Raw genomic sequence first — 26,247 nt, forward strand, 5'->3', positions numbered from 1 at the left:
ACCGGTACTAATAAGCTGATGATTTGATAAAACATGCACATGAATGTTGTTGCTGTTCGCGTCCACTTTGTGGTTCTCGATAGACGATCGAGAATCGACCACGTGTCACACCTGTTGGGTGTGGTGTGTGGTTCGAAACATGATGGTTTGTCCATAGTGTTTCGGCGGTCATAGCGAGAGGGAAACGCCCGGTTACATTCCGAACCCGGAAGCTAAGACTCTCAGCGCCGATGGTACTGCAGGGGGGACCCTGTGGGAGAGTAGGTCACCGCCGGACTTCTTCATGAGCCGGGGTTGGTTGGTGAGTGAGCAGAGATGCTCCTCGCCTCCCAACCCCGGCTTTTTTCATTTGCCACCGGCATCTGCGCAGCAGCCGAGAGCGGCTACTCGCGAGGCAGCCGACGTGCGACTCAGGGTCCGCTCGGACCCATGAAGTGCGTTGACGTAGGCTGGGTGGCGACGCAAGCGTCCAAGGTGAGGCGCATTCAAACGAGTACAACAACAATTCGACAGCGCATCCCGAGGAGCTATTCATGGACGCAAACGACAACGAGCGGCGAAGCTCAAACAACGACCGTGGAGCGGGCAACCGCAACGAACGCGGCGGCCAGGATAGGCGACGGGATGCCGGCGGACGAGGCGGCGAGCGCAAGAGCTACCCGCCCCGCGATGGCGAGCGCAAGTCGTACCCTCCGCGTGATGGTGAGCGCCGACCCTACAACTCGCGCGATGACCGTGGTGACAACCGTGGCGAGCGCAAGTCGTACCCGCCCCGCGATGGCGAGCGCAAGTCGTACCCTCCGCGTGATGGTGAGCGTCGTTCCTCTGGATCGCGCGACGACCGTGGTGACAACCGCGGTGAGGGCAAGTCCTACCCTCCCCGTGACGGTGAGCGTCGTTCCTTTGGATCGCGCGACGAGCGTGGTGACAACCGCGGTGAGCGCAAGTCCTACCCGCCTCGTGATGGCGAGCGGAAGTCGTACCCGCCCCGCGACGGTGAGCGTCGTTCCTTCGGATCCCGCGACGAGCGTGGTGACAACCGTGGCGAGCGGAAGTCCTACCCGCCTCGTGATGGTGAGCGTCGTTCCTTCGGATCCCGCGATGACCGTGGTGACAACCGTGGCGAGCGGAAGTCCTACCCGCCTCGTGATGGCGAGCGGAAGTCCTACCCGCCTCGTGATGGCGAGCGGAAGTCGTACCCGCCTCGCGACAGTGAGCGTCGTTCCTTCGGGTCCCGCGGCGAGCGTGGTGACAACCGCGGTGAGCGCAAGTCCTACCCGCCCCGCGATGGTGAGCGCAAGTCGTACCCTCCCCGTGACGGTGAGCGTCGTTCCTTTGGATCGCGCGATGACCGTGGTGACAACCGTGGCGAGCGGAAGAGCTACCCGCCTCGTGACGGCGAGCGGAAGTCGTACCCTCCCCGTGACGGTGAGCGTCGTTCCTTCGGGTCCCGCGATGACCGTGGTGACAACCGTGGCGAGCGGAAGTCCTACGCGCCTCGTGATGGCGAGCGGAAGTCGTATGCGCCTCGTGACGGTGAGCGGAAGAGCTACCCGCCCCGCGACGGCGAGCGTCGTTCCTTTGGATCGCGCGATGACCGCGGCGACAATCGTGGTGAGCGGAAGAGCTACCCGCCTCGCGACGGCGAGCGTCGTTCCTTCGGATCCCGCGATGACCGCGGCGACAACCGTGGCGAGCGGAAGAGCTACCCGCCTCGCGATGGCGAGCGGAAGTCCTACCCGCCTCGCGACGGCGAGCGCAAGTCGTACCCGCCCCGCGACGGTGAGCGTCGTTCCTTCGGATCGCGCGACGACCGTGGTGACAACCGTGGCGAGCGCAAGAGCTACCCGCCTCGCGACGGGGAACGCCGCACATCCGGCCCCCGCAGCGACAGCCGTGGCGGACGTGACGACCGTGGTCAGGACCGCCGTGGCGGTTTCAGCGGACGCGGTGGGCCTGCGCCGGAACGCCCGGAACTGACCGAGGAGGAGTTGCTTGCACGCGAACTGCGTCCGGTCCGCGCTGAGCACATCGACCCGATCGTGCCAGATGAGGTCAGCGAATCGGACCTGCCGAAGGGCGCTCGCAACGAGCTCAAGACGCTCGAGGCGACGAACCAGGAGTTCGTGGCAAGGCACCTCGTCATGGCGTCCGTGCTCATCGACACCGACCCGGAGCTGGCTCACCAGCACGCGGTCTCCGCAGCCCGTCGCGGTGGTCGAATCGCCATGGTCCGCGAGACGCTCGCGATCACGGCCTACACGATCGGCGACTACGCCCTCGCGCTGCGCGAGCTGCGCACCTACCGACGCATCAGCGGCAAGGAAGACCAGCTGGCGCTCATGATCGACAGCGAGCGCGGACTCGGTCGCCCCGACCGAGCCCTCGAGCTGGGCCGCGCCGCCGACCGCACGGGCCTCGGCCCTGCGGAGCTCGTCCAGGTCGCGATCGCCATGTCGGGCGCACGCCTCGACCAGGGCTCACCCGATCTTGCGCTCGCCGAGCTCGAGATCCCGCAGCTCGACCCCAAGCGTGCGTACTCGTACAGCCCGGCGCTCTTCGGCGCCTACGCGACCGTGCTCGAAGAGCTCGGCCGCGAGTCGGAGGCCGAGCGTTGGACTGCGCTCGCGACCCGCGCCCAGGACGCGCTCGACGCCGTCAAGCACGACGAGCACGAGACGATCGAGGTCATCACCGAGGGTGAGTTCCCGCCGCTCGAGGACGACGAGATCGACGGTGAGGATGCCCCCACCGAAGACGCAGAGTCGGACACCGAATCGACCCACGCCGCGGCCAGCATCGACGGCGAGGACGCAGCTGAGGCCACCGACGCGCCCTACTCAAGCGACGACGACGATCTCGAAGCTGAAGTCGACGAACTGCTCGCCGCAAGTGGCGAGCCGACCACCGACGCCAGGTCGCAGAGCGACGCCGAAACGGTCGACGGAGCCGCCGCGGTGCTCGACGACGCACTGGTCGCCGAAGTCGAGGCGGAGGCCGACGAGATCGTCGCCGAAGCCGAGGCAGGCGACGACGTGGAGGCCGAGGCGGAGGACATCCTGGTCGAGGCGGAAGCCGCCGACGAGGTCGCCGAGGTCCAGGAGGAGGCCGACGAGATCGTCGCCGCCGCCGAGGAGCTCGAAGAACTGGCGGAGGACGAGGACGACGCACCTGCTGTTCTCGAAGTCGAGCTCGACGTCGTGCCCGCCGCTCCCGAGGAGGAAGCAGGCGTGGAGCCAACGCAGCAGGGGGCCGCGGCCGAGGTTTCCGAGCCTGAGGCGGCTTCCGATGCTGAGGCCGTCGACGAGAACGACGACAACGAAGGAAAGCGCAAGGGCGACGAGCCCGAGCCGCTCTTCGACCTGTGACCGGATGCGGGGCGGCGGATGCACTCCGTCGCCCCGCTCCTGCGTCCCGGCGCGACTGTGTCACGCCACCCTGCACTTCCGCACTCAGCGATGATCGACGCGCGACGAGCGCAACCATGACGAGGACGAGCGCCGGCCAGGCACCGCACGGCGGCACGCTCAGAGAGACGAGAGATCCCGATGGCATTGTTCAAGAAGAGCACCGGAACCGGACCAGCTCCCCTCGACGGCGTGGACGTTGTGCTGGCAGATCTCGATGGTGTCGTCTACCGCGGCCCGAATCCGGTGCCGCACGCGGTCGAGAGCCTGAACGCGCTCGCGACCGCAGGTATCCGCTCCGGGTACATCACGAACAACGCGTCCCGCACTGACGAGCAGGTTGCTCAGCACCTGCGCGACCTCGGACTGTCGCTCACCGCCGAGGACGTCGTCACGAGCCCGCAGGCCGCGGTCCGACTGCTCTCGACGAAGGTCGCCCCTGGCGCGCTGATCCTCGTGGTGGGCGGCGATGGGCTTGTCGACGAGCTCGCGAAGGGCGGCTTCCGCGTGACGCGCTCCGCCGACGACGAGCCGGACGCCGTGATCCAGGGCTTCGCGCCCCACGTCGGCTGGGAGCACCTCGCAGAGGCCTCGTTTGCGCTCGCACGCGACATCCCGTGGGTCGCGACGAACCAGGACTGGACGATCCCCGTCGCCCGCGGGATCGCGCCCGGGAATGGCACGCTGGTGTCCGCAGTCCACACGGCGGTCCAGAAGCTGCCCCTCGTGGCAGGCAAGCCGGAGAAGGCGATCTTCGATGAGGCGGTGCGCCGCTTCGACGCCAAGAGGGCGCTGTTCATCGGCGACCGGCTCGACACCGACATCAAGGGCGCGGATAACGCCGGCATGACGTCGGCATTCGTGCTCACGGGCGTGGACCGCCCGAAGCAGCTCATCGCAGCGCCTCCCGGTCAGCGCCCCGACTTCATCCTGAGCGACCTGCGGGAGCTCTCGCAGCCGTACCCGAAGGTCATCGCCGAGCGTCCACAGGCCGAGCACGCCGTCGCCAGGGTCGGCGACGCGCAGGTCACGGTGCGCGGCATCGACGTCATCGTCGACCGCGCCGGCTCTTCGCCCATCAACCTGCTGCGGGCAGGATGCGCCGCCATCGCAGCCTCGGAGAAGCTGATCTACGCGCTCCGCGTGCCGGAGGTGCTGTACTCGGAGCTCGCCTCGTGAGCTCCGAACACGCAGGCGAGGGCCACGCGAGAGCAGGCGATACGGGCGGTGCGGCAGTGCCCGATACCAGCGCCGAGCCCGACACCGAACTCGCCCTGGAGCTCGAGCGCATCGGCACCCTGCCAGTTTCGGAACGGGCCGCCGAGTTCTCGCGAGTGCACCAGCAGCTCGGCCAGCTCCTCGAGAGCACCCCGGTCCAGCTCTTCGATGGAGACCAGTCATGAACTCGCAATCTCAGAGCGCAGGAGGCGAAGTCCTCCAGCGGCTCGACACAGAGCTGACGCGCCGCGGCCTCGCGCGCAGCCGGACGGCGGCGGCCCGGCTCATCGAGTCCGGCCTCGTGTCGGTCAACGGGGTCACGTCGACCAAGACCGGATTGCGAGTCGCGCCGAGCGATGCGCTGGCCGTTGCCGGGGGAGACGACTTCGTCTCCCGCGCCGCGCACAAGCTCGTCGCGGGGCTCGACGCCGTGCCGACTCTCGATCCGGCTGGACGGGCAGCACTCGACGTGGGTGCCTCGACCGGCGGATTCACGCAGGTGCTGCTCGCGCGCGGTGCCAGGCACGTGGTTGCCCTGGACGTCGGGCACGACCAGCTTGCTCCCGCCCTCCGAGAAGACCCCCGCGTGACGAACCTCGAGGGCGTCAACGCGCGCTTCACCGATGCTGAGCAGCTCGACGAGCTGCTCCAGGCGGCGGACGCCCCGGTGCGTTCTGCTGACCTCGACCTCGTCGTCGGCGACCTCTCGTTCATCTCGCTGACGAAGGTGATCGCCCCCATCCTGGCGATGGCGCCCGGTCTCACGGATGCGGTGCTGCTCATCAAGCCACAGTTCGAGGTTGGCCGAACCGGTGTGAAGGGCGGCATCGTCCACGACCGGAAACTGGTCGCCCCCGCACTCGAGCGGGTGCTCGTCGAGGCGGCGAGCTGCGGGCTCGAGCTCGTCTCGCTGCGCCCGTCGCCGATCGTCGGCACCCACGGCAACGCAGAATTCGTTGCGGTTCTCCGCACGTCGACAGGCTCGAGTCCAGCCGATGCTGACAGACTCGTCACTCTGCGACGAGCCATCGTCGAAGCGGAGGACCTGGAGGGAGATCGATGACGGAGTTCCCGAAGCGGCGCATCCTCGTCGTCAGCCACGTTGCGCGGGAGGACGCCATCGAGGCGGCCATGACCGTGCTGCAGCTGCTCGACGATGCGGGAGTCACGCCCGTGCTGGAGCCTGCGACGTATCGCGAGCTGCTGCGCCTCGATCGCAACCGGGTGCCTCGGACGACGATCCCGCTCGGGGAGGATCTCGCTGCCCACGAGGTGGAGATCGCGATCGTCCTCGGGGGCGACGGCACCATCCTCCGCGCCGCGGAGATCGTGCGCGAGGCGGGAGTGCCGATCCTCGGTGTCAACCTCGGCCACGTCGGGTTCCTCGCGGAGAGCGAACGAGACTTGTTGGCGGATGCTGTGGGCCGCGCACTCGACCGCGACTACCAGGTCGAGGAGCGCATGACCCTGGATGTCCGCGTCACGCTCGGCGGCGAGACCGTCTACGAGACGTGGGCCCTCAACGAGGCATCGATCGAGAAGGCCAGCAGGGAGCGGATGCTCGAGCTCGTCCTCGAGGTCGACGGGCAGCCGCTGCTGAGCTTCGGCGCCGACGGTGCCATCTTCTCGACGCCGACCGGTTCCACCGCCTACTCCTTCTCGGCTGGCGGGCCGATCGTCTGGCCGACCGTCGAAGCCCTGCTGCTCGTCCCCATCAGCGCGCACGCGCTCTTCGCGAGACCGATCGTGGTGGGGCCGAGCTCCACCCTCGCCGTGGAGATCGTCCCGAGGACCGGCACGCCCGGCGTGCTGTGGTGCGACGGGCGACGCACGTACGACCTCACGGCGGGATCCCGCGTGACGGCGACGAGGGGCGGCGCCCCGATCCGGCTCGCGCGCCTGCACAGTGCACCGTTCAGCAAGCGACTTGTCGAAAAGTTCCAACTCCCGACCTCAGGATGGCGAGGACCCGCACGCGCATGATTCTTGACATCGACATCTCCGGCCTCGGCGTCATCGAGCGAGCCGAGCTTCCCCTGGGGCCCGGTTTCACCGCGATCACGGGGGAGACCGGCGCGGGCAAGACCATGATCGTGACGGCCCTCGGGCTGCTGCGCGGAGGACGCGCGTCGGCCGACGCCGTCCGCTCCGGAGCCACCAAGGCCGTCGTCGAGGGGCGCTGGCAGCTGGACTCCGACAGCCCCGCTGCGCGGCTCGCCGCAGACGCTGGTGCTGAGCTCGACGAGAACGACGAGCTCCTCGTGGCGCGTCAGGTGAGCGCTGAAGGCCGGAGCCGGGCGTGGCTCGGCGGGCGCGGCGTCCCAGCTTCGATCCTCGCCGACCTCGGCGAGCGACTGGTCGTCGTGCACGGGCAGAGCGATCAGTGGCGGCTGCGCAGCGAGGGCGCGCAGCGAGCGGCGCTGGATGCGTTCGGCGGCGCGGAGCTGCGGACCGCGCGTTCCGCGGTCCGCGAGGCGCACATCCGCCGCGGTGAGCTCCGCTCGGAGCTGCAGACGCTGAGCGACGCCGAGGCCGAGCGCGAACTCGAGGCCGCCCGCCTGCGACGCGCGCTCGCCGACATCGAGCCCGCCGAGCCCCAGCCGGGGGAGGACGTGACGCTGCTGGCGCGCATCGAGCGTCTCTCGAACCTCGAAGCCCTGCGCCGCGACGTCGGCCAGGCACACGAGCTGCTCGCGGGCGACAGCTCCGCAGGATTCGGCGGCGAGGGTGGCGGGAGCTCGACCGAGCTCGTCTCCCAGGTGCGATCCCTGATCGACAGCGCGACGTCGAGCGACCCGGCGCTTGGTGAGCTGGGACAGGCCGCGGCAGACATCTCGTTCGCGATCGACGAGCTGGGGCTTCGCCTCGCGGGCTACCTCGACGGCCTCGAGGCGGAGGGCAGCGGAGAGCTGGCTCAGCTCAACGACCGCCTGACGCTGCTCACGAGCCTGACGCGCACGTACGGGCCGACCCTGGACGACGTCATCGAGCTCGGCTCGCAGGCCGGCATGCAGCTGCTCGACCTCGAGAACGACTCCACGCGCATCCAGGAGCTGGAGACGCAGATCGCCGAGGCCGAAGCGACGCTCGCAGCTGCGGCCTCACGGCTCACCGAGCTCCGCACGGCGACCGCTTCGCTCCTCGAGGAACGGGTCACGACGGAGCTGCACGCGCTCGCGATGCCGGCGGCGCAGCTGACGGTCGAGATCTCTCCGCTCGACGAGATCGCCGCGCACGGTGGCGACCGTGTCGCGTTCATGCTGCGACCTCACCCGGGAACGGAGCCCACACCGCTCGGCAAGGGGGCGTCCGGCGGGGAGCTCTCCCGCGTCATGCTGGCACTCGAAGTGGTGCTCGCCGACGTGAGCTCGGTGCCGACGCTCGTCTTCGACGAGGTCGACGCCGGCGTCGGAGGCTCTGCCGCCATCGAGATCGGGCGCCGCCTGCAGCGGCTCTCCGCGAACGCGCAGGTCATCGTCGTCACCCACCTGGCGCAGGTCGCGGCGTTCTCGGACAACCACATCAGCATCGAGAAGTCGAGCGACGGGCAGTTCACGACCTCCAGCATTCGCCGGATCAGCGGGGCGGACCGTACGCAGGAGATCGCCAGGCTCCTCTCCGGTCTCTCCGACAGCGAGACGGGAAACGCTCACGCGGAAGAGCTGCTGGAGCTCGCGGCGGCGAATCGCGCAGCGCCGGGTGGTGCCGGACACGACGCAGCCGCAGACGGATCGCGGTCCGTCGTCTAAGATGGAATTCCGTGACTAGCGCAGATATCCCAGTTGCGGGAAACGACCAGGCCGTTGTCAAGCAGATCTATGTGACCGGGGGCGTCGTCTCCTCGCTCGGCAAGGGCTTGACCGCCGCCAGCCTGGGCAATCTGCTCAGGGCCAGAGGCCTGCGAGTCGTCATGCAGAAGCTCGACCCGTACCTGAACGTCGACCCTGGAACGATGAACCCGTTCCAGCACGGTGAGGTGTTCGTCACCAACGACGGCGCTGAGACCGACCTCGACATCGGGCACTACGAGCGCTTCCTCGACGTCGACCTCGCCCAGTCCGCGAACGTCACGACGGGGCAGATCTACTCGAGCGTCATCGCCAAGGAGCGTCGCGGCGAGTACCTCGGCGACACGGTGCAGGTCATCCCGCACATCACCGACGAGATCAAGCGCCGCATGCGCCTGCAGGCCAGCGAGGAGCCTCGCCCCGACGTCATCATCACGGAGGTCGGCGGCACCATCGGCGACATCGAGTCGCAGCCGTTCATCGAGTCGGCGCGCCAGCTGCGCCACGAGCTCGGCCGCGACAACGTCTTCTTCGTGCACGTCTCGCTCGTGCCGTTCATGGGCGCGTCGGGGGAGCAGAAGACCAAGCCGACGCAGCACTCGGTCGCAGCGCTCCGCTCCGCGGGCATCCAGCCGGATGCGCTCGTGCTCCGCAGCGACCGCCCGGTGACCGAGAGCAACAAGCGCAAGATCGCGCTCATGTGCGACGTCCCCGAACGTGCCGTCGTCAACACCATCGACCTGCCCTCGATCTACGACATCCCGCGCGTGCTGCGCGAGCAGGGCCTCGACGAGTACATCATCGAGCAGCTCAAGCTCCCGGCCGAGCCCATCGAGTGGAGCGCCTGGGAGCGCCTGCTCGAGGTCGTGCACCAGCCGAAGCACCAGATCACGGTCGGCCTCGTCGGCAAGTACATCGACCTGCCCGACGCCTACCTGTCGGTCACCGAGGCGCTGCGAGCCGGCGGCTTCGCGAACCAGACGCGCGTCAAGCTGCGCTGGATCCCGTCCGACGAGTGCGAGACGCACGACGGCGCCGCTGCCCAGCTGAGCGACGTCGACGCGATCTGCGTGCCAGGCGGCTTCGGCATCCGCGGCATCGAGGGAAAGCTCGGAGCCCTGCGCTTCGCGCGCGACAACGCCATCCCGACCCTCGGGCTCTGCCTCGGCATGCAGTGCATGGTCATCGAGTACGCCCGCAACGTCGTCGGCATCACCGACGCGAGCTCCTCCGAGTTCGACCCGGAGACGCCGAACCCCGTCATCGCGACGATGGCCGAGCAGGTGGACATCATCGAGACCGGAGACATGGGCGGAACCATGCGCCTCGGGTCCTACCCGGCCGCCCTCGACGAAGGATCCATCATCGCGGAGCTCTACGGCTCCACGCTCGTCGAGGAGCGCCACCGCCACCGCTACGAGGTGAACAACGCGTACCGCGAGCAGATCGCGGATGCGGGGCTCCACTTCTCGGGGCTGTCCCCGGATGGCACGCTCGTCGAGTACGTCGAGCTGCCGCGCGAGGTGCACCCGTTCTACGTGGCCACGCAGGCGCATCCCGAGCTGAAGTCGCGTCCGAACAGCGCGCACCCGCTCTTCTCCGGCCTCGTCGCCGCCGGCCTCGAGCGTCAGCGCTCCGGCCGCCTCGTCGATGTCGAGGAGAACGTGCAGGACGTGGACCAGGTTCAGCAGTGACCGACGCCGCCGGATCGGGGCCGTTCGCGGACCAGGTCGCCGAGGACACGGTGCTCGAGTCGAGCGTCGTGTTCCGCGGGGCCGTCTGGGACATCGTGCGTGAGCGGTTCCGCTTCGGCGACGAGGAGCTGACGCGGGAGTTCATGTCCCACACGGGGGCCGTCGCGGTGCTCGTGCTCGACGACGCCGATCGCATCCTCTTCATCCGCCAGTACCGTCACCCCGTGGGGCGACGCGGCTGGGAGCTGCCTGCCGGCCTCCTCGACGCGCCGGGCGAGGACCCGCTCGATGCGGCGAAGCGCGAGCTGGCCGAAGAGGTCGATCTTGTCGCCGAGCGCTGGGACGTGCTCCTCGACCAGTACACGTCGCCGGGCGGGAGCAGCGAGAACGTGCGCGTGTACCTCGCGCGCGCGGTCTCCTCGACGCCAGAGGCCTTCGCCCGCACCGGCGAGGAGGCGCAGCTGGAGCAGCGCTGGGTCGCGCTGCCGGATGCCCTCGACGCCGTCCTCGGCGGCTCGGTGCAGAACCCGTTCGTCATCTCCGGCGTCATGGCGCTGCACCTCGCGAAGGAACGCGGCTGGTCGACGCTGCGCCCTGCCGACGCGGAGTGGCCGACCCGCTCGCCGGGCCGCCCGGAGTAGTCGACGCGCCGTGGCTGCACATCCGGGTGATGCGAAGACGGACACGGCACTGCTCGACACCTACCTCCGGCACCTGACCATCGAGCGAGGTCTGTCGAGCAACAGCCTCGGCGCCTACCGGCGCGACCTCGGCAAGTACCTCGACTGGCTCGAGCGCACCGACCGGGGGCCGATCGGTGCTGTGGCCCCCGACGACGTGTCTGCGTTCCTCGCCCACCTCCGCGAAGGCGAGGGCCTGGCGGCGTCCTCCGTCTCCAGGGCGCTGTCGTCGGTCCGCGGCTTCCACCGGTTCCTGCTCGACGAGGGGGTGCTGGATGCGGACGCGACGACGCGCACGCGCGCCCCGAAGCTCCCGTCACGGCTCCCGAAGGCGCTCACGGTCGCCGAGGTCGAACGACTGCTGCAGGCGGCCGACGGCGAGACGCTCGAGGCGATGCGCGACACCGCGCTCGTCGAGCTCCTCTACGCGAGCGGCGCCCGCATCTCGGAACTCGTCGACCTGAACGTCGACGACCTGATCGAGCCGGGCATCCTCCGGGTGCGGGGCAAGGGCAACAAGCAGCGCATCGTGCCGGTCGGCAGCTTCGCCCAGCGGGCGCTCGACCGATACCTCGTTCGGGCGCGACGTGAGCTGTCGACTCGGGGGAGCGCGACCCCCGCGCTGTTCCTCGGCACGCGAGGAGCGCGGCTGTCTCGGCAGAGCGCGTTCAACCTGCTGGACGCCATCGCGACGCGCGCCGATCTCGCCGGCCGAGTCTCCCCGCACACCCTCCGGCACTCGTTCGCGACCCACCTACTCGAGGGTGGCGCCGACGTCCGAGTCGTCCAGGAGCTGCTCGGCCACGCCTCGGTGTCGACGACGCAGATCTACACGCTCGTGACCGCCGACACCCTGCGCGACGTGTACGCCACGAGCCATCCGCGCGCCACCCTCGGCGGAGGCTGAGGCGGGGATAGGATGCAGAGGTCATGAGCGAAGAGACGATCGAATCCACGCCCCGCAGCGCAAGCGCGGTGTCGACGCGACTCTACAACCACTTCGAGGTGCCGGAGGAGCTGGAGAGCCACGGCCCCGCGCGCATCATCTCGATGTGCAACCAGAAGGGTGGCGTCGGGAAGACCACGACGAGCATCAACCTCGGCGCATCCCTCGCCCTCTACGGCCGCCGCGTGCTGGCCGTCGACTTCGACCCCCAGGGTGCATTGAGCGCTGGCCTCGGGATCCGCACGTACGACGTGCCAACCGTCTACGATCTGCTGATCGGCACGGTCAAGGACCCGCACGAGGTCATCCAGGCCACGGCGTTCCCTGGCCTCGATGTCATGCCAGCCAACATCGACCTCTCCGCCGCCGAAGTGCACCTCGTCACCGAGGTCGCCCGCGAGCAGATCCTCGCGAGCGTGCTCCGCAAGGTCTCGAGCGAGTACGACGTCATCATCGTCGACTGCCAGCCCTCGCTTGGCCTCCTCACCGTCAACGCGCTCACGGCGAGCCACGGCGTCGTTATCCCGCTCGAATGCGAGTACTTCGCGCTCCGCGGCGTCGCGCTCCTCGTGGAGACCGTCGACAAGGTCCGCGACCGGTTGAACCCGTCGCTCGAGCTCGACGGCATCCTCCCCACCATGTACGACGGCCGCACGCTGCACTCACGCGAGGTGCTCGACCGCGTCTACGAGGCGTTCGGCGACCGGGTCTTCGACACGGTCATCGGCCGCACGGTGAAGTTCCCCGACGCATCCGTCGCCGGGGTCCCCATCGTCCGATTCGCTCCAGAGCACACCGCGTCGAAGGCGTACCACCAGCTCGCGCGCGAGTTGATCGAACGTGGCGCCGTCGCCTAGCGCCCTGACCACCCGGGGAACCTCAGCACCGCGGGTCGGCGCCTCCGCCGCGCCCGACCTCGAAGGCGCGTCCGACCCCGACTTCCGGGTGTCGCTGAGCAACTTCGAGGGCCCGTTCGATCTGCTCCTCACGCTCATCTCGAAGCACGAGATGGACATCACCGAGGTGTCGCTGAGCCGCGTCACGAGTGAGTTCATCGGATACCTCAACGACCTGTCGACACCGGAAGAGCTCGATCGCGCGAGCGAGTTCATCGTCGTCGCCGCGACCCTGCTCGACATGAAGATCGTCAGCCTGCTCCCGCAAGGCGAGTACGTGGATGCAGAGGACGTCGCGATCCTCGAGGCGAGGGACCTGCTCTTCGCCCGCCTCCTGCAGTACAAGGCCTTCAAGGAGGTCTCCACCTGGTTCGCGGCCGCGCTCGGCGTCGAGGGGCAGCGCACGACCCGCGCCGTGCCGCTCGAGCCGAAGTTCAGGGAGCGCATCCCGGAACTCGTCTGGACGCTCTCGGCAGCCGACTTCGCGGCCCTCGCGACCCTCGCGCTCGCACCGCGCGAGATCCCGACCGTCGGCCTCACCCACCTGCACGCGCCCAAGGTGAGCATCCGCGAGCAGGCGCGCATCCTCGTCGCCCTGCTGCAGGACGGCGAGCCGCGGACGTTCCGCGAGCTCGTCGCCGACGCCGACGCCCGGGGTGTCGTCATCGCGCGCTTCCTCGCGCTCCTCGAGCTCTACCGGCGGGCAGCGCTCAGCTTCGAGCAGGACACGCCCCTCGGCGAGCTGACGGTGACGTGGGATGCCGACGACTGGGACGCCGCGCAGCTCTCGAGCCTCGGAGACGACGATGACTGACCCACGGCAGCTCGACCGCCCGGCCGAAGAAGCCGACCAGCCGGGCGTCGACCTCGACCGCGCCGTCGAGGCGATCCTCTTCGTCGCCGACGAGCCCCTGTCGCTCGTGGCCATCGCCGGGGCCGTCAGCCGCCCCGTCCCCGACGTGCGCGCATCCATCGGCCGGCTCGTCGCCGACTACAACGGCGACCTCGCCGGTCCCGAACGCGGCTTCGAGCTGCGCGAGGTCGGCGGAGGGTGGCGACTCTACGTGCGCGAGAACCTCGACGACATCGTCGCCGACTTCGTGCTCACCCGCCAGCCGTCGAAGCTCTCGCAGGCCGCACTCGAGACACTTGCCGTCATCGCGTACCGCCAGCCGATCACGCGTTCGCAGGTGGCGCAGGTGCGCGCCGTGAACGTCGACTCAGTGGTGCGTACTCTGGTAGCACGTGGCCTCATCGCAGAAGACGGCCACGACGACGTGACCGGGGCCATTCGCTACGTCACGACACAGACGCTTCTGGTGCATCTGGGACTCAACTCGCTCGACGAGCTGCCCAAGATCTCACCTCTGCTCGACGAAGGACAGGACGGATTCCATGAGTGACCAGCGAGGGCGCGGATCGCGCCGCGGCGACACCGACCGCACCGCCGACGAGGCAGCGGCACTCCGCCAGGCCGCGCAGGCGCGCCCCGAGGGCGGCTACTCGCTGGACGACTTCGACGACATCCCGCTCGCGGGGCGCGAAGCCGAACCGGCGCCCGAGCGCGCCGACGGCGTGCGACTGCAGAAGGCGCTCGCCGCGGCAGGCGTCGCCTCGCGCCGCGTGTGCGAGCAGTACATCACGCAGGGCCGCATCGAGGTCAACGGCGTCGTCGTGACCGAGCTCGGCAGCCGCATCTTCCCGGACCGCGACGAGGTCGCCGTCGACGGCACGCCCATCCAGCTGGACCCCAGCAAGCGCTACGTGGTGCTGAACAAGCCGACCGGCGTCGTCTCGACGATGCGCGACGAGCAGGGGCGCCCCGATCTCCGCGAGTTCACGAGGGAGTTCAGCGAGCGGGTCTACAACGTCGGCAGGCTCGACGTGGACACGAGCGGCCTGCTCATCCTCACCAACGACGGAGAGCTCGCGCACGTGCTCGCGCACCCATCCTTCGGTGTCGAGAAGACCTACATCGCCCGCGTCGACGGGCGGGTCTCCGCGAAGGCGCTCCAGCGCCTCCGCCAGGGCTTCGAGCTCGAGGACGGCTTCATCAAGGCCGACAGCGCGAGGCTCCTCGCCGACCAGCCGAGCCGCACCGCCTCGCTGGTCGAGATCGTGCTGCACTCCGGCCGCAACCGGATCGTGCGTCGCATGCTCGAGGAGGTCGGCCACCCCGTCACCGCGCTCGTCCGCCGCAGCTTCGGCCCGCTGAACCTCGGCACCCTCCGCGAAGGCGAGATGCGCGAGTTCACTACACTGGAACTCGGCCGCATCCTGAAGCTCGCCCGGCGAGCCGGGGAGCAGCGCGACGGCGGCTCCCTCACCCAGGCGGCGGAGCCGGCTCGCGAGCCCAAGCAGGGCCGCGGCCCGCGGCAGGCGCCGCCCACCAGATCGAAAGGTCGTCGATGACGCCAACTCGAACCAACTCCCCGGTACGGGTGGTCGGTGCCGGGCTGCTCGGCACCAGCGTCGGGCACGCCCTGCGCAGGCTCGGCGTCGACGTCCAGCTCGACGACATCTCCCCGTCGGTGCTCCAGCTCGCCGTCGACTACGGGGCGGGGACCCTGGCCGCTGACGCCGCCGGGGGAGAAGCGCCGCGGATCGTCGTCGTCTGCGTGCCCCCCGACGTGACCGGCCAGGTCGTGGCCGCGGAACTCGACCGCTGGCCCGACGCCATCGTGACCGACGTCGCGAGCGTGAAGTCGGCACCGCTGGCTGAGCTCGTCGCCCGAGGCGCCGACATCAGCCGCTACCTCGGGTCGCACCCCATGGCCGGGCGAGAGACGGGCGGGCCGCTCTCCGGCCGCGCCGACCTCTTCGTCGGCCGCCCATGGGTCATCGCCCACCATGAGCAGACCAGCGTCTTCGCACTGCAGGAGATCGAGGGGCTCGCCCTCGACCTCGGCGCCACTCCCGTCACCATGACCGCCCAGGACCATGACCGGGCCGTCGCGCTCGTCTCGCACGTTCCCCAGCTCGTCTCCACGCTGCTCGCCTCCCGTCTCGTCGACGACGAGGACGGGGCGACCGCGCTCGCGGGCCAGGGGCTGCGGGACCTCACCCGCATCGCATCCAGCGACCCCGTGCTGTGGACGCAGATCCTGACCGCGAACGCCGCGCCGACCGCCGCCGTGCTCCGCAAGCTGCAGGCAGACCTCGACAAGGTCGCCAGCGCGCTCGAGCGCAGCCACGAGCGCGGTTCCGGACGCATCATCGCCGAGCAGCTCGCGACCGGCAACGCCGGCGTCGCGCGGCTGCCGGGCAAGCACGGCTCGTCGAGGCGGGAGTTCGACTCCGTGACGGTCATGATCGACGACAAGCCAGGCCAGCTCGCGAAGCTCATGGGCGACGTGGGCGACGCCCAGGTCAACGTCGAGGACTTCCGCATGGAGCACGCGCAGGCCTCCAACGTCGGCCTCGTCGTCATCTCCGTCGTCCCGTCGGCAACCGCGAAGCTCGTCGACGAGCTCGAGCAGCGCGGATGGAGGATCGCCGCATGACCGACACCACCCAGATCGGCCGCGACGCCCTCGCCGCTGGCACCCCCATCGTCGTCGCCGTGGACGGGCCAGCAGGCTCCGGCAAGTCGAGCGTCTGCCGCGAGAGCGCGCGGCGCCTCGGATTCGGCTACCTCGACACGGGGGCCGCGTACCGCGCGCTCACCTGGTTCGCGATCGACAGCGGATGCGACCTCGACGACGGCGACGCCGTCGCGACCCTGCTCCCGAGCTTCGTCGACCGGTACCGCATCTCGCAGAGCCCGGACGAACGCTGGGTCCGAGTCGGCGAGGTGGACGTCTCCGAGTTCATCCGCGACACCGCGATCTCCGGCGAGGTGTGGCGTGTCTCCCGCGTGCCGGCTGCCCGTGAAGCGCTCACGGCGCTCTTCCGGAACACGATGGCCAGCACCACCAGCCCGGGCATCATCGCCGAGGGCAGGGACATCACGACGGTCGTGGCCGCGGATGCCCCCGCCCGCATCCTCATGACCGCCGACGAGGCCGTGCGCATCGCTCGCAGGGCAGGCGAGAAGGTCGGCGAGACCGTCGCCGCCGTCGCGGAGTCCGTGTCAGCGCGCGACGCCCGCGACGCCAAGGTCACCAACTTCACCGATGCCGCCGACGGCGTCACGGTGCTCGACACGACAAGGCTCGACTTCGAGCAGTCGGTCGAGGCATTCCTGCGGATCGTCGCCTCGGCGACATCAGGCCCGCACCAGACGACAGCACCGTCGCTGGCAGCCGCCCCAAGCGCTGTCAGACACGACAACACGAAGGAGTCACGATGACTGACGACCAAGGACGGAACGACGAGGCGACCGACGCCTCCGAGGAGTTCGACCCAGCAGGCGGCGAAGAGCTCGTCGCGCGCCTCGAGGAACTCGACGACACGGTCGTGGAGAAGCGCACCCAGGCGCTGCGCCAGAGCCTCGACGACTACGAGCTCGAGGAAGACGACCTCGAGGTGCTCCTCGGCGCCTCCGAGGACGGCGACGCCATCACCTACCTGCCCGCGCTCCCCGTGCTCGCAGTCGTGGGCCGACCCAACGTGGGCAAGAGCGCACTGGTCAACCGCATCATCGGCCGCCGCGAAGCCGTCGTCGAGGACACCCCCGGTGTCACACGCGACCGCGTCTCGTACAAGGCCGAATGGAACAACCGCTGGTACACGATCGTCGACACCGGCGGATGGGAGCCGGACGCCAAGGGCATCGACCTCTCCGTCGCCCAGCAGGCCGAGATCGCCGTCGAGCTCGCTGACGCTGTCCTGTTCGTCGTCGACGCGAACGTCGGCCCGACCGCAACCGATGAGCACGTCGTGAAGCTGCTCCGCCGCACCGACCGGCCCGTCATCCTCGTCGCGAACAAGGTCGACGACGCCGTGCAGGAGCCGAACGCAGCGCAACTGTGGAGCCTCGGCCTCGGCGAGCCGTGGCCGGTCTCCGCCGTGCACGGCCGCGGTGTCGCGGACCTCCTCGACAAGGTCATCGAGATCCTCCCCGAGGTCTCGAAGGTCGCGAAGGAGGAGATCGGCGGACCTCGCCGCGTCGCCATCCTGGGACGACCGAACGTCGGCAAGTCAAGCCTCCTCAACAAGGCCGCAGGCGAAGAGCGCGTCGTCGTCAACTCCCTCGCTGGCACGACGCGCGACCCCGTTGACGAGCAGGTCGAGCTGGGTGGCAAGATCTGGCGCTTCGTCGACACGGCCGGCATCCGCCGCCGCGTGCACCTGCAGCAGGGCGCAGACTTCTACGCCTCACTGCGAACGACGGCAGCTCTCGAGAAGGCCGAGGTCGCCGTCGTGGTCCTCGACGTGACCGAGGCCGTCAACGTGCAGGACCTGCGCATCATCGACCTCGTCCTCGAGTCCGGCCGCGCGCTTGTGCTCGCGTTCAACAAGTGGGACATGCTCGACGACGAACGCCGCTGGCAGCTCGAGCGTGAGGTCGAGCGCGACCTCGCCCACGTCGCCTGGGCACCGCGCGTCAACATCTCCGCGAAGACGGGGCGCCACCTCGAGAAGCTCGTGCCAGCCCTCGAACTCGCCCTCGACTCATGGGACACGCGCATCCCGACCGGCAAGTTCAACGCCTTCCTGGCGGAGCTCACGGCCGAGTTCCCGCACCCGCTCCGTGGCGGCAAGCAGCCGCGCATCCTGTTCGGCACGCAGGCGCAGACGCGCCCGCCGACATTCGTGCTCTTCACGACCGGCTTCCTCGACCCGGGCTACCGCCGCTTCATCCAGCGTCGCCTGCGCGAGGTGTACGGCTTCGAGGGCTCGCCCATCATCACGAACATGCGTGTTCGCGAGAAGCGGGCCAAGCGCAGCTGATCGAGCCCTCGAGCTCGATGGGGCCAGTCCAGCTCGACCCGTCCGGGTCGGCGGGGCTGGCCCCTTTCGTATGACCGGTCCTCGCTGCCAAAAACGGCCGAATTTCTCGCATCGTGAATACGCCGACGCTCCACGCCGCCGATTCGGGCCCGGCGCCGGACGCAGAACCGTAGGATTTTGCCTGTGCCTGGCGTTCAGGCGAGAACTTTCGACGTTGAGGGGTCCCATTCGATGATGGAAAAGTCCGAGCAGACGCAGCACGAGTGGCTGGAGAAAGTCGGAATCGCCGAGCGGATGATCCCGCTCATCGGAAACCTGTACCGCACGCGGAACGTCGTGACCTCGATCTACGGTCACCGCCTCATCAACCTCTCCGCGATCGACATCATCAAGGCGCACCGCTTCGCCCGCCGCATCAACGACGTCGAGCTGTCGTTGGACGCGACGCTGCCGATCCTCGAACGGCTGCAGGAGTTCGATCTCGGCACCGCCTCCATCGACCTCGGCGAACTGGCGACGCGCTTCGCGGCACAGGGCGAGGACCTCGACACGTTCCTCGCCAACCAGCTGCTCGAGGTCATCGGCACCGGGTCTCCTGACTCGGGCGCCGACGTCGTGCTCTACGGCTTCGGCCGCATCGGCCGCCTCCTCGCGCGCATCATCATCTCGCACGCCGGCACGGGACGAGGGCTGCGCCTGCGCGCCATCGTCGTCCGCAAGGGCAGCGACAACGACCTCGAGAAGCGGGCGAGCCTGCTGCGTCGCGACTCCGTGCACGGGGCGTTCGCCGGCTCCATCTCGGTCGACCAGGCCGCCTCGACGATCCAGGCCAACGGCACGGTCATCCAGGTCATCTACTCGAACGATCCCGCGACCGTCGACTACGAGTCGTACGGCATCCGCGATGCGATCGTCGTCGACAACACGGGCCGCTGGCGCGACGCCGACGGCCTCGCGCAGCACCTGCAGAGCCCCGGAGTGCGTCGAGTGCTGCTCACGGCTCCCGGCAAGGGGCAGCTGAAGAACATCGTCTACGGCATCAACAACGCCGGCATCACCGACGACGACCGCATCCTGTCGGCCGCGTCGTGCACGACCAACGCCATCACGCCGGTCCTCAAGGTCATCGACGAGCGCTACGGGGTCGTGCACGGGCACGTCGAGACGGTGCACTCGTTCACCAACGATCAGAACCTCATCGACAACTTCCACAAGGGCGACCGGCGCGGCCGGGCCGCTGGCCTCAACATGGTGATCACCGAGACGGGAGCGGCGAAGGCGGTCGCGAAGGCGCTGCCGCACTTCGAGGGCAAGCTCACGGGCAACGCCATCCGGGTTCCCACGCCAGACGTCTCCATGGCAGTGCTCAACCTCACGCTCGAGCGTCCGACGACCCGCGGCGAGGTCAACGACTTCCTGCGCCAGGTGTCGCTCAGCTCGGTGCTCCGCCAGCAGATCGACTACATCGAGTCGAGCGAAGTGGTCTCGACCGACTTCGTCGGCACGACGCGCGCCGGCATCGTGGATGGGCTCGCCACGATCGCCGAGGGCAAGAACCTCGTGCTCTACGTCTGGTACGACAACGAGTTCGGCTACTCGACGCAGGTCGTGCGCATCATCGAGCAGCTCGGTGGCGTCCAGCCGCCCATCGTGCCGCACCGCAGGGAAGTCTCGCAGCTCTAGGCGCCGCCCCCGCCGTCGCGGGGTGCGCCAGATACCTCACAGGGTCGTCATCCAGTGCGGATGACGACCCTTCGGGGTATCTCGTCGCTGGACTACTTGAGCTCGGCGCCGAGGATCTCGGTGTACGAGGCGCGCTCCTTGCCAAGCCGCGAGTTGCGGCGGCTGTAGAGGAAGTAGATCGCGAGGCCGATGGCCAGCCAGATGGCGAAGCGAAGCCACGTGAGCGTGGACAGGTTGAGCATGAGCCAGAAGCACAGCACGGCCGAGAGGATCGGCAGGAACGGCGACCAGGGCATGCGGTAGGCGAGCTCGCGGTCCGGGTACTTCTTGCGGAGCACGAGGATCGACAGGCTCACCAGCACGAACGCGGAGAGCGTGCCGATGTTGATCATCTCCTCGAGCCAGTCGACGTTCGTGAGGCCGGCGAGGAGCGCGACGGCGATGCCCACGCCGATCTGCAGGCGGATCGGGGTCTTGCGCTTCTCGCTCGTGATGCTCCACGAACGCGGCAGCAGGCCGTCGCGGCTCATGGAGAACAGCACTCGCGCGAGGCCCATGAGGAGCACGAGGATGACGGTCGTGAAGCCCAGGAGGATGCTGATCGAGATGATCTGGGCCGCCCAGTCGGCGCCGACGAGCACGAATGCGGTCGCGAGCGAGGGCGTCTCGGCGGCGGCGAGGTCCGTGTACGAGACCATGCCGGTGATGACGAGGCTCACCGAGAGGTAGAGCACGGTCACGATGCCGAGGCCGAGGAAGATGCCGCGAGGCAGGTTCTTCTTCGGGTTCTTGACTTCCTCCGCGCTCGTCGCGACGACGTCGAAGCCGATGAACGCGAAGAACACGATGGAAGCCCCCGCGAGGAGACCGAAGACGCCGTACATGCTCGGCTCGGCGCCGGACATGAAGGAGAAGAGCGACTGGTGCCAGGCATCGGTGCCCGAGTCCTGTGCGGGCTGCGACGGTGGGATGAAGGGCGTGTAGTTGCTCGCCTTCACGAAGAACGCGCCGACGACGATGACGAACAGCACGGTCACGACCTTGAGGATCGTCAGGACCGCGCTGACCCGTGACGAGAGCTTCGTGCCGAGCACCAGCAGCGTCGTGAGGACCGCGACGATGAAGAACGCCGCCCAGTTCAGATCGAAGAGCCCGAAGATGCTGAGCTTGGGCGGGATGTCCCAGCCCCAGATGTTCACGACCTCCTGCAGGTAGACGCCCCAGTAGCTCGCGATGACGGCGGAGGCCGACAGCATCTCGAGGATGAGGTCCCAGCCGATGATCCAGGCCAGGAGCTCACCGAGCGTCGCGTAGGTGAAGGTGTAGGCGGAACCGGCCACGGGCACGGAGGAGGCGAACTCCGCGTAGGCCATGATCGCGAGTCCGCAGGTCACGGCGGCGAGCAGGAATCCGAGGGTGATGGACGGGCCGGCGTTGTTGGCGGCCGCCTTCGCTCCGACGGAGAAGATGCCGGCGCCGACGGCGACGGCGACGCCCATGATGGCGAGATCCCACACGCCGAGGGATCGCTTGAGCGATCGCTCCTCGGAGCGCGAGTCCGCCAGTGATGCCTCGATGCTCTTCGTTCGCATGAGGCTTTCGAAAAAGCTCAAGGTGTTCCCCCAGTGTGTTCTCTCCGCGCGCAGGCTCCCGCGCGCGTGTGGAGTTTACCTGCTGGAAACACGGCGGCGGACGCCACCGGATGTCTGCCGTTGGCAGGAAGTCCGAGGCCCGCATGCCCTATGGTTGCCCGGCAGGACCCGCCGGTCCCGAAGTGCCGCGAAGGAGGATCCGTGCCTGACCTCGCAGATGCGCCAGATGCGCTGCTTGTCGCCCGCGCCAGGGACGGTGACGAGCGTGCGTTCGAGGTGCTCATCCGCCGGCACTGGGGGCTCATGATCGCGACGGCGATCAGGCTGCTGTCGTCGCGCGCGGACGCCGAGGACGCGGTGCAGGACGCCTGCATCGTCGCTTGGAAGCGCCTCGACCTCCTCCGCGACCCGGATGCCGTGCGCGCGTGGCTCGTTCAGATCGCGGCCCGCAAGGCGACCGATCGCCTCAGGAGACGCAAGTTCGAGCAGGACATCGACGACGTGGACGCCCCGGAGGCTCCGGAGCTCGGTCCGCTCGCGCAGCTCGAGCTGAACGCGAAGCTGGATTCGGCGTCCCGGGTGCTTGCGGGTCTCCCCGAGCTGCAGCGCCAGTGCTGGATCCTCAAGGAGACCGCCGGGTTCACCTACGCGGAGATCGCCGAACAGCTCGACACGAACACATCGACGGTGCGTGGGGCCCTCTCCCGGGCCAGGATCGCGCTGCTGCGGGGCATGGAGGAATGGGCATGAGCGAAGAAGTCGAGCCGACCATCGGCGCCGCGGGGTACACCCTGACGCAGCTCTCGGAGTACCTGGACGCCGGGCGTCTTCCCTACAACGCCGACATCGAGGAGGACCCTGAGTGCGAGCGGGCGCTCGCGGCACTCGAGCGGGTGACGAAGGCGTCGCACGACCTCATCGAGGCGGAGTCCGCGGCCACGCCCGCGCCGAGCAGCGCCTGGCTGCAGTCCATGCTGCGCGGCATCGCGATGGATGCGCGCGCGGGCCGCGAGATCCCGCTCGCCTCGCCGGAGCCCGAGTTCGAGTTCTCGCAGAGCGAGGGCGTCATCCGCGAGCTCATCCGCCGGACCGGCGATGCCATCGATGGGGTGCTGATCGGGCGCTGCGTGCTCGACGGCGACGTGACCACGCCGGGGGCACCCGTGCACGTCACCGTCTCGGTGACGGTGCTCGGGCTGCGCCCGCTGCATCCGCTCGCTGACGAGGTGAGGGATGCGATCGCCGAGGCGCTGGCGCTCGACACGACGCTGCGGGTCACGGGCATCGATATCGTCATCGCAGATGTGAGGAGCGTCGAATGATCGACCGTGAGCGCGTCGCGGAGGTGGTCGAGGGTGCCGCCCTCGCAGCACCTGGCGTTGTGGAGCTGCTGCCCATCATCGGCATCCACCTGGGGTCACTGCATGTGGAAGTCGGTGCCGCGGATGGCGTCGTCTCGATCACGGTGCGCGTGCGCGTCGACTCGTCGGGTCCGCAGGGGCGCATCGTGGAAGGGCTCGCGACGCGCATCAAGGCGGCTGCGCTGACGGTGCTTCCGCTCGGTTCGACGGTGCGGGTGCGCGTGCGGGTGCACGCCATCGCGGGTCGAAGCTGAGCCACAGCTTCGCCATAGCAATGGCATAGCCCAGGGTTGGATGCTCGGTGGTGTCGAAAGGAACCACACATGTCCACCCCCTTCACTCCGGAGAACGCCCCGCAGGACGGCGCCAAGTCGTACCCCGAGTCCTTCCCCCAGCAGCCCTTCGCGCCGCAGACGCCAGCAGGCCAGCAGGCGCACTCGTTCGCGCCCCAGTACTCGTCGGGGTCCGGCCAGTACCAGCCGGGCCAGTACGTGCCAGGCGGGTCCGTGGCGGGTGGCTACGCCTCGTCTGACTCGAGGACCCACCAGCACCCGGCAGCAGACTTCGCATCGACCAGCTTCGGCCCGGCGGCCGGCCCGGGCTCCGGCCCCGACCTCACGCCGAGGAAGCGCCGCTTCGGCACGGTCGCGCTCCTCACCGCGGGTCTCCTCGTCGGCGGCGTCGTGGGCGGCGGGGTCGGCGGGGCCGTCGTCGGCGGCTTCGGCTCGTCGCAGGTCGCCGCGGGCCAGTCCAGTTCGCAGTCGATCACCGTCAACAACCCCCAGGATGCGACGCTCGTCACGAGCATCGCCGCGGTCGCCTCACCGAGCGTCGTCACGATCTCGGCCTCCTCCGGCCAGACTGCCGCGAGCGGCTCGGGCGTCGTCATCGACGGTGCCGGCTACATCGTGACCAACAACCACGTCGCGACGATCGACGGCGCTACCGGCAACGCGGAGCTCTCCGTCCAGACGAGCGACGGTCGCCTGCTGCCAGCCACCTTCGTCGCCGGGGACCCCGTGCTCGACCTCGCGATCATCAAGGTCGAGGACACCTCCTTGACGCCGATCACGTTCGGCGACTCCGACGAGCTCAACGTCGGCGACGTCGCCGTCGCCATCGGCGCGCCCCTCGGCCTCTCCGACTCCGTGACCGAGGGCGTCGTGAGCGCGCTCGACCGCGGCATCCTGGTCAGCTCTTCCGCGGTGCCCGAGGAAGTCGAGTCCGATGGCACCCAGGAGGACAGCCCGTACAACTTCTGGCGCGGGGACCCCAACTCGCCAGAGGGGCAGAGCACGACGCAGGGCTCGTCCTCGGTCGCCCTGCCCGTGATCCAGACCGACGCCGCCATCAACCCGGGCAACTCGGGCGGTGCACTCGTCGACCAGGACGGCGCCCTGATCGGCGTCAACGTCGCGATCGCCGGCGCGAGCAGCGGTGGCGAGACCGCCGGGAACATCGGTGTCGGCTTCTCGCTGCCCTCGAACCTCGTCAAGCGGGTGACCGAGCAGCTCATCGCTGATGGCGCGGTGTCGCACGGGTTCCTCGGCGCCAGTGTGAGCGACCCGACGGCGGCCGACTCGAGTGTGGCGGGTGCCTACGTGGCCCAGCTCACGGCGGGGGGACCTGCGGCGCAGGCCGGTATCCAGGCTGGCGACGTGATCACGTCGTTCGGCGGGCACCGAGTCTCGAACTCGACGGACCTGACGGCGCAGATCCGCGCCCTTGAGCCCGGCACGCAGGTCGAGGCCGTGCTCGTGCGCGGTGGCCAGGAGCAGACCGTCCAGGTGACGGTGGGCGAGCTCGGGCAGTAGGGCCGAGCAGCAACCAGAATCGCGGCGCATCCTCTCGACGCCAGCGGGCACGCACCTATCCTTGGGTGCGTGCCCGCTTCTGTGTTGACTGTCGCCGCCATCTGCTTCGAGGACTCCGAGGGGCGGGTGCTCACCGTTCGCAAACGCGGAACGACGAAGTTCATGCTTCCCGGCGGCAAGCTCGAGCCGGGGGAGTCGCCTAAGGCAGCCGCGATCCGAGAGATCGAGGAAGAGGTCGGCATCGTCCTCGACGGAGCCGAGGTCACGTTCCTCGGGGAGTGGACGACCGCGGCCGCGAACGAGGCGGCGACCGATCTGGTCGGCACCGTGTACCTCGCAGCGCTCACCGGTGAGCCGCAGGCGCGCGCCGAGATCGACGAGCTGCGCTGGGTGGATGCCTACCCCGGGCCGGAGGCGGACCTCGCTGACCTCGCGCCCCTGCTCAGCGAGTGCGTCATGCCCGAGCTGCGGCGGCGTCGGGACGCGCGGGGCTGAGGCCGCAGCCCGAACTTCTCGAACATTCTCCGATATATCGCTTGACACCGACCATTCACCGATATATCGTCGAGCTATCGGAGTTGCAGCGTGCAGCTCCGGCAGAAAGGTTCATCCCATGCGCAAGCACTTCACTCACAACCACCACCCGTTCGAATCCGAACGGGGACACTCCCACGAAGGCGGCCGCGGTCGCGGTTTCGGCCAGGACCACGAGCAGGACGAACGCGTCCGACGCTTCTCACAGGGCTTCGGTCCCGGACGAGGCTTCGGCCCCGGGTTCGGGCCGGGCGCGGGCCACGGCCCCGGCTTCGGTCCCAAGTTCGGTCCACGCGGCCACCGCCGAGCCGGCAAGGGCGACGTGCGCGCCGCCATCCTCTCCCTCCTCGCCGAAGGCCCCTCCAACGGCTACGGCCTGATCAAGGGCATCGCCGAGAAGACCGATGGCGTCTGGCGCCCGAGCCCCGGCTCCGTCTACCCGACGCTGCAGCAGCTGGTCGACGAGGAGCTCATCGAGCAGGGCGGCACCGAGAAGAAGCCCGTCTTCGAGCTCAGCGAAGCTGGCCGCACGTACGTGTCCGAGCATGCCGAGGAGCTCGAGCAGGGCTGGCGCGGCGTCGCCGGAATGTCAGAGACGGCGACCGGCCTCCGTGAGTCCGCCATGCAGTTCATGGGTGTCATGCAGCAGTTCCGCCTCGGCGCGACCGAGGAGCAGCAGCAGGAAGCCACGAAAGTGCTCGACGACGCTCGCAAGGCCCTCTACTCGATCCTCGCCAAGTAGGTCTCGTGAGGGTCGCGACCGAAGGCGAGGCGACGACGCCGCGCACCTCGGGAGGGA

The 26,247-nt window shown here is 69.0% G+C and carries 25 protein-coding genes and 1 rRNA gene; 24 read left to right on the forward strand and 2 right to left on the reverse strand.

Going from position 1 to position 26,247, the window contains the following annotated elements; translation table 11 throughout:
• Positions 1-160 precede the first annotated feature (160 nt).
• Positions 161-277: ribosomal RNA gene (gene rrf / locus F8O03_RS06240) — 5S ribosomal RNA — on the forward strand.
• Positions 278-563: 286 nt separating this feature from the next.
• On the opposite strand, the gene F8O03_RS06245 is transcribed toward rrf, so the two are convergent.
• Positions 564-2,030: a hypothetical protein gene (locus F8O03_RS06245; protein WP_151423127.1), complete on the reverse strand. Its 1,467-nt coding sequence runs from the start codon at positions 2,028-2,030 to the stop codon at positions 564-566.
• On the opposite strand from F8O03_RS06245, the gene F8O03_RS18235 reads away from it, so the two are divergent.
• The 17 genes from F8O03_RS18235 to F8O03_RS06330 all read left to right on the forward strand — a co-directional run bounded on the left by F8O03_RS18235 (position 1,992) and on the right by F8O03_RS06330 (position 20,147).
• Positions 1,992-3,368: a putative sodium/potassium/calcium exchanger gene (locus F8O03_RS18235; protein ID WP_208851812.1), complete on the forward strand. Its 1,377-nt coding sequence runs from the start codon at positions 1,992-1,994 to the stop codon at positions 3,366-3,368. The genes F8O03_RS06245 and F8O03_RS18235 overlap by 39 nt on opposite strands.
• 180 nt (positions 3,369-3,548) lie before the next feature.
• On the forward strand, positions 3,549-4,586 hold the full coding sequence (locus tag F8O03_RS06255; protein ID WP_104252537.1) for an HAD-IIA family hydrolase: 1,038 nt from the start codon (positions 3,549-3,551) through the stop codon (positions 4,584-4,586).
• On the forward strand, positions 4,583-4,810 hold the full coding sequence (locus tag F8O03_RS06260) for a hypothetical protein (protein WP_151423128.1): 228 nt from the start codon (positions 4,583-4,585) through the stop codon (positions 4,808-4,810). Before F8O03_RS06255 ends, F8O03_RS06260 begins: the two co-directional genes overlap by 4 nt.
• Positions 4,807-5,688, forward strand: a complete 882-nt coding sequence (locus tag F8O03_RS06265; RefSeq protein WP_151423129.1) for a TlyA family RNA methyltransferase — start codon at positions 4,807-4,809, stop codon at positions 5,686-5,688. The genes F8O03_RS06260 and F8O03_RS06265 overlap by 4 nt, the downstream gene beginning before the upstream one ends.
• Positions 5,685-6,608, forward strand: coding sequence for an NAD kinase (locus F8O03_RS06270; RefSeq protein WP_151423130.1), 924 nt, complete (start codon positions 5,685-5,687; stop codon positions 6,606-6,608). The genes F8O03_RS06265 and F8O03_RS06270 overlap by 4 nt, the downstream gene beginning before the upstream one ends.
• The gene (gene recN, locus F8O03_RS06275) at positions 6,605-8,374 is read left to right on the forward strand and encodes a DNA repair protein RecN (RefSeq protein WP_151423131.1); all 1,770 of its coding nucleotides are present in this window, start codon (positions 6,605-6,607) and stop codon (positions 8,372-8,374) included. The genes F8O03_RS06270 and recN overlap by 4 nt, the downstream gene beginning before the upstream one ends.
• A gap of 11 nt (positions 8,375-8,385) precedes the next feature.
• Complete coding sequence (locus tag F8O03_RS06280) at positions 8,386-10,107, forward strand: CTP synthase (RefSeq protein ID WP_244295986.1); 1,722 nt, start codon at positions 8,386-8,388, stop codon at positions 10,105-10,107.
• Positions 10,104-10,748 carry an NUDIX domain-containing protein gene (locus tag F8O03_RS06285; RefSeq protein WP_151423132.1) on the forward strand — a complete coding sequence of 215 codons (645 nt, stop codon included), beginning with the start codon at positions 10,104-10,106 and terminating at the stop codon, positions 10,746-10,748. Before F8O03_RS06280 ends, F8O03_RS06285 begins: the two co-directional genes overlap by 4 nt.
• 10 nt (positions 10,749-10,758) lie before the next feature.
• Entirely contained in the window at positions 10,759-11,694 is a 936-nt protein-coding gene (gene xerD, locus F8O03_RS06290; RefSeq protein ID WP_151423133.1) for a site-specific tyrosine recombinase XerD, read from the forward strand.
• A gap of 23 nt (positions 11,695-11,717) precedes the next feature.
• Positions 11,718-12,590 (forward strand): ParA family protein, encoded by an 873-nt coding sequence (locus F8O03_RS06295; protein WP_104252543.1) that lies wholly within the window; start codon positions 11,718-11,720, stop codon positions 12,588-12,590.
• Positions 12,574-13,443 carry a segregation and condensation protein A gene (locus F8O03_RS06300; protein WP_425280947.1) on the forward strand — a complete coding sequence of 290 codons (870 nt, stop codon included), beginning with the start codon at positions 12,574-12,576 and terminating at the stop codon, positions 13,441-13,443. Before F8O03_RS06295 ends, F8O03_RS06300 begins: the two co-directional genes overlap by 17 nt.
• Positions 13,436-14,032, forward strand: a complete 597-nt coding sequence (scpB, locus tag F8O03_RS06305) for an SMC-Scp complex subunit ScpB (protein ID WP_104252544.1) — start codon at positions 13,436-13,438, stop codon at positions 14,030-14,032. Before F8O03_RS06300 ends, scpB begins: the two co-directional genes overlap by 8 nt.
• Before the next feature lie 121 nt (positions 14,033-14,153).
• Positions 14,154-15,041 carry a pseudouridine synthase gene (locus tag F8O03_RS06310; RefSeq protein WP_416375787.1) on the forward strand — a complete coding sequence of 296 codons (888 nt, stop codon included), beginning with the start codon at positions 14,154-14,156 and terminating at the stop codon, positions 15,039-15,041.
• A complete protein-coding gene (locus F8O03_RS06315; protein ID WP_151423135.1) occupies positions 15,038-16,132 on the forward strand; it encodes a prephenate dehydrogenase in 1,095 nt (364 codons plus the stop codon). Before F8O03_RS06310 ends, F8O03_RS06315 begins: the two co-directional genes overlap by 4 nt.
• Positions 16,129-16,920: a (d)CMP kinase gene (gene cmk, locus F8O03_RS06320; RefSeq protein WP_151423136.1), complete on the forward strand. Its 792-nt coding sequence runs from the start codon at positions 16,129-16,131 to the stop codon at positions 16,918-16,920. The genes F8O03_RS06315 and cmk overlap by 4 nt, the downstream gene beginning before the upstream one ends.
• Positions 16,917-18,464 (forward strand): ribosome biogenesis GTPase Der, encoded by a 1,548-nt coding sequence (gene der / locus F8O03_RS06325; RefSeq protein ID WP_104252546.1) that lies wholly within the window; start codon positions 16,917-16,919, stop codon positions 18,462-18,464. Before cmk ends, der begins: the two co-directional genes overlap by 4 nt.
• A 231-nt stretch (positions 18,465-18,695) precedes the next feature.
• Positions 18,696-20,147, forward strand: a complete 1,452-nt coding sequence (locus F8O03_RS06330) for a glyceraldehyde-3-phosphate dehydrogenase (protein WP_104312639.1) — start codon at positions 18,696-18,698, stop codon at positions 20,145-20,147.
• Positions 20,148-20,239: 92 nt separating this feature from the next.
• Here F8O03_RS06330 and F8O03_RS06335 read toward each other — a convergent pair whose 3' ends face one another.
• Positions 20,240-21,739: an APC family permease gene (locus tag F8O03_RS06335; RefSeq protein ID WP_151423137.1), complete on the reverse strand. Its 1,500-nt coding sequence runs from the start codon at positions 21,737-21,739 to the stop codon at positions 20,240-20,242.
• A gap of 201 nt (positions 21,740-21,940) precedes the next feature.
• Here F8O03_RS06335 and F8O03_RS06340 point away from each other — a divergent pair, with 201 nt between their 5' ends.
• From F8O03_RS06340 to F8O03_RS06365, 6 genes are all read left to right on the forward strand, one after another.
• Complete coding sequence (locus tag F8O03_RS06340; protein ID WP_104252549.1) at positions 21,941-22,489, forward strand: RNA polymerase sigma factor; 549 nt, start codon at positions 21,941-21,943, stop codon at positions 22,487-22,489.
• A complete protein-coding gene (locus F8O03_RS06345) occupies positions 22,486-23,061 on the forward strand; it encodes a hypothetical protein (RefSeq protein ID WP_151423139.1) in 576 nt (191 codons plus the stop codon). The genes F8O03_RS06340 and F8O03_RS06345 overlap by 4 nt, the downstream gene beginning before the upstream one ends.
• Positions 23,058-23,354 carry a hypothetical protein gene (locus tag F8O03_RS06350; protein WP_151423140.1) on the forward strand — a complete coding sequence of 99 codons (297 nt, stop codon included), beginning with the start codon at positions 23,058-23,060 and terminating at the stop codon, positions 23,352-23,354. Before F8O03_RS06345 ends, F8O03_RS06350 begins: the two co-directional genes overlap by 4 nt.
• Positions 23,355-23,423: 69 nt before the next feature.
• A complete protein-coding gene (locus F8O03_RS06355) occupies positions 23,424-24,914 on the forward strand; it encodes a S1C family serine protease (RefSeq protein WP_151423141.1) in 1,491 nt (496 codons plus the stop codon).
• A gap of 69 nt (positions 24,915-24,983) precedes the next feature.
• Positions 24,984-25,409, forward strand: a complete 426-nt coding sequence (locus F8O03_RS06360; RefSeq protein WP_151423142.1) for an NUDIX hydrolase — start codon at positions 24,984-24,986, stop codon at positions 25,407-25,409.
• Between the two features lie 118 nt (positions 25,410-25,527).
• The gene (locus F8O03_RS06365; RefSeq protein ID WP_151423143.1) at positions 25,528-26,190 is read left to right on the forward strand and encodes a PadR family transcriptional regulator; all 663 of its coding nucleotides are present in this window, start codon (positions 25,528-25,530) and stop codon (positions 26,188-26,190) included.
• Positions 26,191-26,247 lie beyond the last annotated feature (57 nt).

Source organism: Pseudoclavibacter terrae (assembly GCF_008831075.1).
GTDB lineage: Bacteria > Actinomycetota > Actinomycetes > Actinomycetales > Microbacteriaceae > Pseudoclavibacter > Pseudoclavibacter terrae.